Source organism: Nonomuraea sp. NPDC050404, from assembly GCF_040655495.1.
In the GTDB taxonomy this organism is placed as follows: Bacteria; Actinomycetota; Actinomycetes; order Streptosporangiales; family Streptosporangiaceae; genus Nonomuraea.
Genome location: NZ_JBFAKB010000005.1, coordinates 13,726 through 24,877, shown reverse-complemented (window position 1 = coordinate 24,877; position 11,152 = coordinate 13,726). Strand labels below are relative to the sequence as shown.

Here is an 11,152-nt window from a genome sequence, read left to right as displayed (position 1 = left end):
TGCCCGTCTCCGGCACATTCCGCGACCGATCTTGTTACCCGCGTGACAACGAATAATCACACGACATCGGGAGCGCACTGCGGAAGAATGACGGAGTTTGCCTGCTGTCAGGGGGTTGTGCGCAGATGCACGGTTATCTCGGCGATCTCGGCCTGCTCCGCGACCGTCGTTTCGCGTTGCTGCTGTCGGCGCGGACGATCTCCGTGCTGGGCAGCGCGTTCGCCCCCGTGGCGCTGGCCTTCGGCATTCTCAACATGCCCGGCGCGACCGCCTCGACCCTGTCCGCCGTGCTCACCGCCGAGTCGGTGCCGATGATCGCGTTCATGCTGGTCGGCGGCGTGATCGCGGACCGGCTGCCGCGCCAGCGGGTGATGATGGCCGGCGAGTTCCTGATGGCGCTCGGCTTCTTCGCGCTGTCCCTGATGTTGCTCACCGGCTGGACCCCGCTGCCCGCGCTGATGGCGGCGGCGGCGCTGGCCGGGGTGGCCACGGCGGTCACGTTCCCCGCGCTGACCGGGATCATCCCCGAGGTCGTGCCGCTGGAGCGGCTGCAGGCCGGCAACGCCCTGCTCGGCCTGGGCGCCAACGCCTCGCGGGTGGCGGGCGCGGTGCTCGGCGGCGGCACGGTGGTGCTGTTCGGCGGCGGCTGGGCGCTGGCCGTGAGCGGTGCGATGTTCGCCCTGGCGGGCGTGCTGATCGCGCTGCTGCGGCTGGAGCCGGGCGAACGGCCCGCCGGTCAGTCGCATTCGGTGCTGGCCGATCTGCGTGACGGCTGGCGGGAGTTCCGCTCGCGGCAGTGGATCTGGGTCGTGGTCCTGCAGTTCTCGCTGATGCTCATGGCCGTCCAGGCCGGGCACGGCGTGCTCGGCCCGCTGCTGGCCAAGGAGAGCCTCGGCGGCCCTGCCTCCTGGTCGGCGTTCCTGGCCGGCGAGGCCGTCGGGACCATCGCCGGGGTGCTGGTGTCGATGCGGCTGCGACCGCGCCGCCCGATCCTGGTGGCGGTGCTGGCCTGCCTGCCGACGGCGGTGCCGTACCTGCTGCTCGGGCTGGACGCGCCGTTGTGGGCGATCGTGGCGGGGGCGTTCGTGCTGGGCGTGAGCATCGACGTGTTCGGCGTGCTCTGGCAGACCACGATGCAGCGCGAGGTGCCGGCCGAGTCGTTGTCGCGGGTCAGCTCGTACGACATGCTGGGGTCGCTGATGTTCGGGCCCATCGGGCTGCTGCTGGCCGGGCCGGCGGCGGGCTGGTTCGGCACCGAGGAGTCGCTGCTCGGCTGCGCGGTCATCGTCACGGTGGCCACGCTGCTCGCACTGCTGTCACCCGGGGTGCGCAACCTCCGCGCGCCGCACGCTCAGCCCGCCGACCTGAAGTAGGCGAACCTGCGCGCGCCGCACCCTCAGCCCGCAGACTTGAAGTAGGCGTTGGCCCTGGGCTGGAACATCAGGGCCAGCGCGCCCAGGACGGCCAGCACGTGCAGGACGCGGCTGGCGGTGAAGGCCCAGCCGAGCGCGTCCATGCCGGCCATCGCCTCGGTGATCGAGCCGCCCGCGAGCAACCACTCGATCGGCTCCTTGACCAGCGAGATCGTGCCGAACACGCCCAGCGTGCCGGCCAGGGTCCAGCGTGCCCAGTTCGCCCCGGCCTTCAGCCGCAGCGCCAGGAAGACGGCTCCGGCGAAAACGGCCAGCCGGAATCCGGCGCCCGGCAGCAGGTCGAGTGCCGGGGCGCCCTCGTACAGGGCCCTGCCGACCATCAGCACGGCCTCGAACGCGCCGAACGCGACCGCCGACAACCAGAGCGTGGCGGCGGCGTGCACGACGGGCGGGGGCGTCTGCGTGGTCTCGCGGGGTTCGGCGATGACGGTGGTGCTCATGGCAGTCTCCAAGGTGTGCGGGTACCTCTGTAGTCTCCGCCTCCGACCTGGCCGTATTCATGCCCGCCGACCCCCGAGTCGCGGTAGGGAACGCCCCACCCCGGCGTGTCCGGTGCGCGGGCGGGGACGCCCTACCCGGTGTGTCCGCTCGTGCGCAGTCCGCGGGCGGGGACACGCTCGTGCAGGCCGAAGCGCGGCTCGGGGCCGTGCTCGCCGTCCAGCACGCCCGTCACGTATCCGGCCAGCGCCGGCGCGTGCTTGAACCCGTGCCCGGAGTCGCCGCCCAGCAGCCACACCCCCGGCGAGAGCTCGGCGAACAACCATTCGGCGTCGGGGGTGAGCGCGTACTGGCAGACCTGGCTGAACAACACCGGCGCCTGCGCCAGGCCGGGGAACCTGCGGCCCAGGTAGCTCCTGGCCTGCTCGACGCTGGCCGCCTCCACCACGCGCGGGCCGTACTCGGGCTCGTACGGCGTGCCCTCCGCGTCGGAGGTCGCCTTCATGCCCACCCCGTCCACGTCGCCGTGCCCGTACGCCGAGGCCCCGTGGTCCACCCAGGCCGGCGTCTCCGGCACCGACCAGGCGGACGGCACCGCGAAGTGCAGCGTGTCCTGCCTGGTGACGGTGATCGGCAGGCCGTCGAACAACTCGGGCAACCACGCGCCGCAGGCCCACACCACCCGGTCGGCGCGGTGCGTCTCCCCGTCGATCTCGACCGCGCTCAGGTACGGCCCCGCGCCTCCGGCCGCCGCCACGGGCACCGCCCGCGCCCTGACCAGCCGTACCCCGGCCGCCCGCGCCAGGGCGGCGGTCACCTGGGTCGCCCGCCTGGCCCTGAGCACGCCCGCGTGCGGCTCCCACAGCAGGAAGCTGAGATCGTCGTGACGGAAGCCGCCGGAGTCGGGGAAGAACCTGGCCCCGTCGGCCGGGTCCAGCACCTCACACGCGATGTCCAGATTTTTCAGTACTTGGGCGCTGGCGTGCTCCCACCCGTCCGGCGTCCTGGCGAACCACACCATGCCGGACTCCAGGTACAACTCCTCGCCCGCCCGCTCCTCCAGCCGCCGCCAGCCGTCCCTGGCCTGCCGGGCCAGGCGCGCGTACCACTCGTCGGCACCGTGCGAGCAGCGCAGCAGCCGGGTCTCGCCCGCGCTGGCCTGCCGTACGTGCCCCGGCCTGTGCTGCTCGACCAGCGTCACCCGCCAGCCGGTCTCAGCCAGCCGCAACGCCAGTGATGACCCCCAAATGCCCGCTCCGACCACGATGACCGATTTCATGAGACCACCGTGACCGGAAAGCACGCCCCGCCACAAGAGGGTCAGACGATGATGAGCCGGACGACGACGCCCGCGCAGTTGCCCGCCACGCAGATCCGTACCGGCACCTCCGACAGGCCGGGCGAGGCGGGGGTGCCGCCCACGCGGCCGTCGGGGCCGATGCTCACGCCCTCGGGCACCTTCTCGTAGTCGGTCACGGTGAAGGTGGGCACCACGCCCGAGGGGCCGCCGTTGACGCCGATCTCGCCGTTCAGCGCCGTGCCCACCTTGCCGGGGAAGGTCAGCTCGCGCGGCTCCCACGGCGAGTAGCGCAGCACCACCAGCGTGAGGTCCTGCTTGCCGCAGGACTCGCCCGTGCAGATCTGGACCGGGACGACGAAGGTGCCCGAACGCTGCGGCGCGCCGTACAGACGGCCGCCCTGGTCGACCTTGACCCCGACCGCGAGGTATGCGGGCCTGAAGGTGACGCCCTTGGCGGTGGGCAGCAGCCGCTGGCTCACCTCGATGCCCTCGGTGAGGTAGAAGGTGTCCTCCACCAGGCTCCGGTCGGACGGGGTGAGCGGCGTCTGGCGCGACATCTGGGCCATGGGCGTGGTGATCGGGGGCATGAAGGAGGCCACGGCGGAGGAGGCGGCGCACGCGGCCACCCCGGCAAGCAGGAGAACCCACCTTTGCCGCATCCTTACCCCCCGGCTCTTCTATACCGATACGTACCCCCTTAACCGCGCAGCGTCACTACATAATCAGGGGCATGGCCGCTGAATCCGCCCAGACCCTCGAACGCGGGCTACGCCTGCTCAGACTGCTCGCCGACGGCAAGGGCGGGCGCACGCCGACCGAGCTGAGCGCGGAGTTGTCGCTGAGCAGGCCCGTGGTGTACCGGCTGCTGACGACGCTGCTGGGCGAGGGATTCGTACGCAGGGACGCCGAGGGGCGGGTGCATCTGGGGCTCGGGGTGCTGGCGCTGGCGCAGGCCGCACAGCCGCTGCTGCGGGCGGCGGCGGTGCCCACGTTGCGGCGGCTGGCCGAGCAGGTGGGCGCGACCGCGCACCTGACCGTGGCCGAGGGCGACGACGGGCTGGCCGTGGCGGTGGTGGAGCCGTCCTGGACCGACATGCACGTGGCCTACCGCGAGGGTTCGCGCCATCCGCTGGCCAAGGGGGCGGCCGGCCGGGCGATCCTGGCGCTGCGCGAGGGCAGGCACGACTACTTCGTCACGGAGGGGCAGTTGCAGGAAGGGGCACGGGGGGTCGCCGCGCCGGTGACCGGGCTGCCCTGGTTGGAGGCGTCCGTGGGAGTGGTGACGTTCGGGCCGCTGGAGGAGGACGCGGGGCCGCGGGTGATGGCCGCGGCGGCCGAGCTGACCGCTGCCCTGGGTTGACATCTCCGGAGAGCTGGCGGACGGTAGTTACATATAGAGGACACATACGTCCGATAATCGGACGGTCATGGAGGGCCGGGATGCCGTACTACCGGGTCGTGGGAGAGGTGCCGCGCAAACGGCACGTGCAGTTCAGACGGCCGGACGGCGGTCTCTACGCCGAGGAGCTGATGGGCGAGGAGGGCTTCTCATCCGACTCCTCCCTGCTCTACCACCGCCACCTGCCGACCGCGATCGTCAAGGCGGAGGCGGTCACGCCGTCCACGGAGGCCCGGCTGGAGCCCAACCTGCCGCTCTCGCCGCGCCACTTCCGCACCCAGGACCTGACCGGCGCCGGCGATCTGGTCGCCGGGCGCATCCTGCTGGCGGGCAACTCCGACGTCCGATTGTCGTACGCCACCAGCGACCGGCCCAGCGAGCTCTACCGCAACTCCATGGGCGACGAGTGCGTCTACGTCCAGCGCGGGCGGGTGCGCTTCGAGTCCACGTACGGAGTGATCGAGGCGGGCGAGGGCGACTACGTCGTCATCCCGACCGGCACCATCCACCGCTGGGTGCCCGACGGGCCCGTCAACGTGCTGGCCATCGAGGCGTCCGGGCACATCAGGCCGCCCAAGCGCTACCTGTCGCAGTACGGGCAGTTCCTGGAGCACGCGCCCTACTGCGAGCGTGACCTGCGCGCCCCCGCCGAGCCGCTCGTCGTCAAGGGTTCGGAGGTGCCGGTGCTGGTGCGTACGCGCGGCGGGCTGACCAGGCTCGTCTACCGGCACCACCCGTTCGACGTGGTGGGCTGGGACGGCTACCTGTACCCGTTCGCGTTCAACATCGAAGACTTCGAGCCGATCGTGAAGAAGACGCACGCGCCGCCGCCGGTGCACCAGACGTTCGAAGGGCCGGGGTTCGTGGTGTGCTCGTTCTGCCCGCGGCCGCTCGACTACCATCCCGAGGCCGTGCCGATCCCGTACAACCACCACAACGTGGACTCCGACGAGTTCATGTTCTACGTGGGCGGCGACTACTCGGCGCGGGCCGGGTCCGGCATCGACGTGGGCTCGATCTCGCTGCATCCGGCCGGGTTCACGCACGGACCGCAGCCGGGCGCGGTGGAGGCGGTGATCGACGCGGTCTCCCGCGGCGTCACGGCGACCAGCGAGATGGCCGTGATGGTGGACACCTTCCGCCCGCTCGACCTCGGCCGGGGCGCGCTGTCCTGCGAGGATCCCGGATACGCCTGGACGTGGGCACGATGAGCGTACAGACGGCGACGAGCCTGTACACCGCGCTGGTGGACGACGCGGGCCTGTTCCCGCCGACGTCCCTGCACATGGACGAGGCCCTGGCCCGCAACCGGCGCGACCTGGAGCGGGACAGCCGGATCCTGACCCACCGCTTCCTGTGCCCGGCCAGCCGCCTGGACCGGCTGCGCGGCATGGACTACCGGCCGCGCAGAATCGGGCTGATCGTGGACACCAGCACGCTGCCGGACTTCGCCGACCTGCCCGTGGACTACGTCGAGATGCGGCTGCCGGCCGACACGACCGTCGCGGAGCTGGCGGAACGGCTGGCGCTGGCCGACGGCATCCGGCTGTTCGCCGAGGTGCCGCCCCGCAAGCTGGCCCTCGACCTGCCCGACCGCGTCGGGCTCAAGGTACGCTGCGGCGGCACGACGGCCGACGCCTTCCCGGCGGTGGAGCATCTGGGGCAGTTCATCAGGTCCTGCGTGGAGGGCGGCATCCCGTTCAAGGCCTCGGCCGGGCTGCACCACGCCGTCCGCCACTTCGACCCCTCGCTCGGCGTGGACCGGCACGGCTTTCTGAACCTGCTGGTGGCCGTCTGCGAGACCGTGGAGGGGCGCGATCCGGTGCCCGCGCTGCGCACCACCGACGTCGGTCATCTCGTACGGCTGGCGCAGGCCGTACAGGAGGACACCGCGCGGCAAGCACGGCGGCTGATGGTGAGCTACGGCTCGTGCAGCACCAGCGCGCCGCTGGCGGACCTGCGCGCGCTCGGACTGGTCGATGAGGAGGAGGGCCTGTGAGCTGGGGTGTGGACAATCTGCCTTACGGGGTCTTCTCCTGTCCCGGGCGGCAGCCCAGGGTCGGCGTCAGGTACGGCGACAGCGTGCTCGACCTGGCCTCCGCCCTGCACGACGAGGTCTTCGCCGCCCCCTCGCTCAACCCGTTCATGGCCAGGGGCCGCGCGGCCTGGCACGACACCAGGGCGCTGATCCAGAACAAGCTCACCACCGACCTGTCCGTCACCGAGCGGCACCTGATCCCATTGGAGCAGGTACGGCTGCACCTGCCGTTCGAGGTGGCCGACTACGTCGACTTCTACTGCTCGCTCGACCACGCGAGCAACATCGGCAAGATCTTCCGCCCGGGGACGGAGCCGCTGCAGCCGAACTGGCGGCACCTGCCCGTCGGCTACCACGGCAGGGCCGGCACGGTCGTGGTGTCCGGCACACCGGTCAGGCGGCCCCAGGGGCAGCTCCGGGCCGGCGTGTTCGGGCCGTGCGAGAAGCTCGACATCGAGGCGGAGCTGGGGTTCGTGGTCGGCGTGCCGACCGAGCTGGGCTCGCCTGCCGGGGCGTTCGATGAGCACGTGTTCGGGGTGACGCTGGTCAACGACTGGAGCGCGCGCGACATTCAGGCGTGGGAGTACGTGCCGCTGGGGCCGTTCCTGGCCAAGTCGTTCGCGACCTCGATCTCGCCCTGGGTCACGCCCCTGGAGGCGCTGCCCAGGATTCCCGGGCGGGCCCAGGATCCGCCGCCCGCCGACTACCTGCGCAGGCAGGGCGACTGGGGGCTGGATCTCGCGCTGGAGGTGCTGCTCAACGGAGAGGTCGTGGCGCGGCCACCGTACTCGGAGATGTACTGGACGCCCGACCAGATGCTCGCGCACATGACGGTGAACGGAGCCTCGCTGCGCACCGGCGACCTGTTCGCCAGCGGCACAATCTCGGGGCCCGAGCCGGGGCAGCGCGGCTCGCTCATCGAGCTGACCTGGAACGGCAGCGAGCCGATCAAGCTGGCGGGCGGCGAGACCCGTACGTTCCTGCAGGACGGGGACACGGTGACCATCCGCGCCATCGCGGCCGGCCTGACACTGGGAGAAGTTTCCGGAACCGTCGGAGTCGCGACCGGCCCGACAGCGGGAGAGGTTTCCGGAACTGCTGGAGTCGCGGCCGGTCCGACGTCGGGGGAGGTTTCCGGAACTGTCGGATAAGTGACTTGACGTGCTTGCTCGATGACTCACCGCTACTCTGGATGCACCCCTTCCCTCGGAGAGCAGGAGTCACATGCGGCGTGCCGCGATGTTCCGTGTCGGCTTTCTCCTGGTCTGCGGTGGCCTCCTCCCGGTCAGCGGTTGCGGCGCCGACCCGGCCGGGATCCCGGCGGCGACGCCGCCCGTCGTGCACGTCTCGCCGCCGTTCGACAGCAAGCGCGCGCGGCCCGACCGCGGCCTGGTGATCAGGGCGCAGGGCGGCACGCTCAGCCAGGTGCTGGTCTACCAGGACGGCGAGCCGGTGCCCGGCCGGCTCGACGCGGCGCGGACCACGTGGCGTACCGACTGGACGCTCAAACCGTCGGCCGAGTACACGGTGACCGCCACCGCCACGCGGGAGGGGGCGCCCGCCACGGTGGCGATGGGCCGTGTGCGCACCCGCGCCGCCGCGAAGACGTTCCAGGTGGCCGGCACCGCGCCGCTGCCCGGCGAGACGGTCGGCACCGGCATGCCCGTCGTCATCGACTTCGACACCGCCATCGAGCAGAAGGCCGCGGTCGAGCGGGCGCTGGAGATCCAGTCCCGCGAGCCGGTCGAGGGCGCCTGGCGCTGGGTCGGCGACACCCAGGTGATCTTCCGCACCCGGCGGTTCTGGGCGCCGCGGCAGCAGGTCACGGTCGTCGCACATCTCGCGGGCGTACGCGCGGGCGAGGGCCTCTACGGCGCCGCCGACTCCACCTTCTCCTTCACCGTCGGCCGCAGGCAGACCAGCACCATCGACACCACGAGCCACCAGATGCTCGTCCACCGCGACGGCCAGGTCGCCCAGCGCATGGCCATCAGCGCCGGCATGGCCACCACACTCGAATACACCACGACCAGCGGCGTCCATCTGACCATGGACAAGGGAAACCCGGTCCGCATGATCTCCCCCGGCAGGAAAAAGGGCGATCCCGGTTTCTACGACCTGATGATCGACCACGCCGTGCGCATTTCCAACAGCGGCGAATACGTGCACGCCAAGGACAACGTGTGGGCGCAGGGCCGCTCCAACGTCAGCCACGGCTGCGTCAACGCCCGGCCCGACCAGGCCGCCTGGTTCTACGCCTCCTCGCTGCGCGGCGACCCGGTCACCATCACGGGCACCAGCCGCCCGCTCGCCTGGGACAACGGATGGGGCTTCTGGCAACTGCCGTGGGAGAAATGGCGGCAGGGAAGCGCGTTGCGAAAAATCGATGCCGCAGGTAGCAGGGTGTTGAAGCACTGATATCGGGATTACGGTAGGAGAAGGGGAACCACTTCGGAACGCAGGCCCGTTGTCCAATCAGGAGGGCCGGACAACATGGATGAATGGATCATCTGGGTAATCCTCGCAGTCGTCCTGGGCGTGGCCGAGATATTCACGCTCACGGCCTCACTCGGCCTGCTGGGCGTCGCCGCGCTCCTGACGGCCGCGACCGCCGCGATCGGATTGCCCGTCCCCTTGCAGTTACTCTTCTTCGCCCTTTCCTCCGCGGGCGGCCTGCTGGTCATCAGGCCGATCGCCATGCGCCATATCAAGCAGCCGCCGCTGCAGAGGTTCGGCGTGGAGGCGCTCGTCGGCAAACCCGCTTACGTCGTGTCCGAGGTGACCGGCCGCGACGGTCGCGTGCGCATCGGGGGAGAGGAATGGTCGGCGCGCGCCTACGACGAAACCCTGGTGATCCCCACGGGGGCGACCGTCGACATCATCGAGATCGAAGGGGCGACAGCCCTCGTATATCCCCGGGAGTGACCCATGGATCCGCTGTTGCTGGTCGGACTGTTCGTCATACTCTTCGCCGTGATGACCCTGCTCAAAGCGGTACGGATCGTCCCGCAGGCCCGCGCGCGCAACGTCGAACGCCTCGGCCGATACCACCGGACGCTGAAGCCCGGTCTCAACTTCGTCATCCCGTACATCGACCGCGTCTACACCATGATCGATCTGCGGGAGCAGGTCGTCTCCTTCCGTCCCCAGCCGGTCATCACCGAGGACAACCTGGTCGTCGAGATCGACACCGTCCTGTACTTCCAGGTCACCGACCCGCGGGCGGCGGCGTACGAGATCGCCAACTACATCACCGGCGTCGAGCAGCTCACGGTCACCACGCTGCGTAACGTCGTCGGCTCCATGGACCTGGAAAAGACCCTGACCTCCCGCGACACCATCAACAGCCAGCTACGCGGCGTGCTCGACGAGGCCACCGGCAAGTGGGGGCTGCGCGTCAACCGGGTCGAGATCAAGGCCATCGACCCGCCGAAGACCATAAAGGACGCGATGGAGAAGCAGATGCGGGCCGAGCGCGACAAGCGCGCCGCCATCCTGAACGCCGAGGGCCAGCGCCAGTCACAGATCCTCACGGCCGAGGGCGACAAGCAGAGCCGCATCCTGCGCGCGGAGGGCCAGCGCACGGCCGCCATCCTGGAGGCCGAGGGCCAGTCGCGCGCCATCGACCAGGTCTTCCAGGCCGTCCACCGCAACGACCCCGACCCGAAGCTGCTGGCCTACCAGTACCTCCAGGTCCTGCCGCAACTCGCCCAGGGCGACGGCAACACCTTCTGGGTGATCCCCAGCGAGGTCACTTCGGCACTGCAGGGCGTCTCGAAGGCGTTCACGGAGGCCCTGCCCCGCTCGGAGGCCACGCGCGAGGAGGTCCCGCAGAGCTCGGCGGCCGAGGAGGAGGCCGCCAAGGCGGCCGAGGCCGCAGCCCTGGCCGTCGCCGACGCCCAGGAATCCGAGAGCCAGAACGGCCCCCGCCAACTCACCCAGTCCACCCCTGAGCCGTCCCCATTCCCCGACCTGGACAAGAAACCTTCCGAGGCCGAACGCTGAGCTTCTTCCTGTGACGCCTGCCGCACACGTGGCGGCAGGCGTCCTTGTGGTCAGGCGGCTTCGAGCAGGAGGAGGATCCGGGCCTGCTGATGGGCAGCCCGGGCCTCACAGGCGAGCTTGACCGCCTCATCGGCCAAGGCGATGTCCTGGTGCATCGGCTGAACGTCGTCGTATTCGTCGACGCCGACCGCCCGGGGGCCCTCGGCCGTCCTGAGCTCACCGAGCACGGAGGCGATGGCGTCCAGGACGCTACCGGCTTCACGGCTGCACATGAGCCAGACCCTGCCGTCAGGGCCGCCCGCCATGGCGCAGTCATCAAGCCCCGCCTCGTAGATGGCGTCCAGTTCGGCGTCCGTCGGCTCTCGATCAAGAATGACCTTGAAGTTCCAGGTCGGCTCGGCTGCTCTGTCGATCACGATCCAAGCTTGGACCCGCGTTCGGTGGTCGGAACGGCGTTTCCAACCCTGGAGTCCCACCTACCGCTGAGTGCTTCGCTGCGTGAAGCGGAGCTGTTGGGGCACTTAAGAACTCCTCGATGG

The 11,152-nt window shown here is 70.5% G+C and carries 12 protein-coding genes; 8 read left to right on the top strand and 4 right to left on the bottom strand.

What is annotated here, in order from left to right:
- The first annotated feature begins 125 nt into the window (after nt 1-125).
- Nucleotides 126-1,373 (top strand): MFS transporter, encoded by a 1,248-nt coding sequence (locus AB0I81_RS14420; RefSeq protein ID WP_360655612.1) that lies wholly within the window; start codon nt 126-128, stop codon nt 1,371-1,373.
- A 23-nt stretch (nt 1,374-1,396) separates the two neighbouring features.
- Here the strand turns inward: AB0I81_RS14420 and AB0I81_RS14415 are convergent, their stop codons facing one another.
- The 3 genes from AB0I81_RS14415 to AB0I81_RS14405 all read right to left on the bottom strand — a co-directional run bounded on the left by AB0I81_RS14415 (nt 1,397) and on the right by AB0I81_RS14405 (nt 3,830).
- Complete coding sequence (locus AB0I81_RS14415) at nt 1,397-1,873, bottom strand: hypothetical protein (RefSeq protein WP_360655609.1); 477 nt, start codon at nt 1,871-1,873, stop codon at nt 1,397-1,399.
- Nucleotides 1,874-2,004: 131 nt separating this feature from the next.
- The gene (locus AB0I81_RS14410; protein WP_360655606.1) at nt 2,005-3,150 is read right to left on the bottom strand and encodes an FAD-dependent oxidoreductase; all 1,146 of its coding nucleotides are present in this window, start codon (nt 3,148-3,150) and stop codon (nt 2,005-2,007) included.
- A gap of 41 nt (nt 3,151-3,191) precedes the next feature.
- Nucleotides 3,192-3,830 carry a hypothetical protein gene (locus AB0I81_RS14405; protein WP_360655603.1) on the bottom strand — a complete coding sequence of 213 codons (639 nt, stop codon included), beginning with the start codon at nt 3,828-3,830 and terminating at the stop codon, nt 3,192-3,194.
- A 71-nt stretch (nt 3,831-3,901) separates the two neighbouring features.
- On the opposite strand from AB0I81_RS14405, the gene AB0I81_RS14400 reads away from it, so the two are divergent.
- The 7 genes from AB0I81_RS14400 (at nt 3,902) to AB0I81_RS14370 (ending at nt 10,613) form a co-directional block, all read left to right on the top strand.
- Nucleotides 3,902-4,531 carry a helix-turn-helix domain-containing protein gene (locus tag AB0I81_RS14400; protein ID WP_360655600.1) on the top strand — a complete coding sequence of 210 codons (630 nt, stop codon included), beginning with the start codon at nt 3,902-3,904 and terminating at the stop codon, nt 4,529-4,531.
- Nucleotides 4,532-4,611: 80 nt separating this feature from the next.
- On the top strand, nt 4,612-5,781 hold the full coding sequence (locus tag AB0I81_RS14395; protein WP_360655597.1) for a homogentisate 1,2-dioxygenase domain-containing protein: 1,170 nt from the start codon (nt 4,612-4,614) through the stop codon (nt 5,779-5,781).
- Nucleotides 5,778-6,569 carry a hypothetical protein gene (locus tag AB0I81_RS14390; RefSeq protein ID WP_360655594.1) on the top strand — a complete coding sequence of 264 codons (792 nt, stop codon included), beginning with the start codon at nt 5,778-5,780 and terminating at the stop codon, nt 6,567-6,569. Before AB0I81_RS14395 ends, AB0I81_RS14390 begins: the two co-directional genes overlap by 4 nt.
- Nucleotides 6,566-7,759, top strand: coding sequence for a fumarylacetoacetase (fahA, locus tag AB0I81_RS14385; RefSeq protein ID WP_360655591.1), 1,194 nt, complete (start codon nt 6,566-6,568; stop codon nt 7,757-7,759). Before AB0I81_RS14390 ends, fahA begins: the two co-directional genes overlap by 4 nt.
- A 73-nt stretch (nt 7,760-7,832) precedes the next feature.
- Nucleotides 7,833-9,026, top strand: coding sequence for an Ig-like domain-containing protein (locus tag AB0I81_RS14380; RefSeq protein ID WP_360655588.1), 1,194 nt, complete (start codon nt 7,833-7,835; stop codon nt 9,024-9,026).
- Nucleotides 9,027-9,101: 75 nt separating this feature from the next.
- The gene (locus tag AB0I81_RS14375) at nt 9,102-9,533 is read left to right on the top strand and encodes an NfeD family protein (protein ID WP_360655585.1); all 432 of its coding nucleotides are present in this window, start codon (nt 9,102-9,104) and stop codon (nt 9,531-9,533) included.
- Nucleotides 9,534-9,536: 3 nt separating this feature from the next.
- On the top strand, nt 9,537-10,613 hold the full coding sequence (locus AB0I81_RS14370) for an SPFH domain-containing protein (RefSeq protein ID WP_360655582.1): 1,077 nt from the start codon (nt 9,537-9,539) through the stop codon (nt 10,611-10,613).
- Between the two features lie 50 nt (nt 10,614-10,663).
- On the opposite strand, the gene AB0I81_RS14365 is transcribed toward AB0I81_RS14370, so the two are convergent.
- A complete protein-coding gene (locus AB0I81_RS14365; protein ID WP_360655579.1) occupies nt 10,664-11,029 on the bottom strand; it encodes a hypothetical protein in 366 nt (121 codons plus the stop codon).
- Between the last annotated feature and the right edge of the window lie 123 nt (nt 11,030-11,152).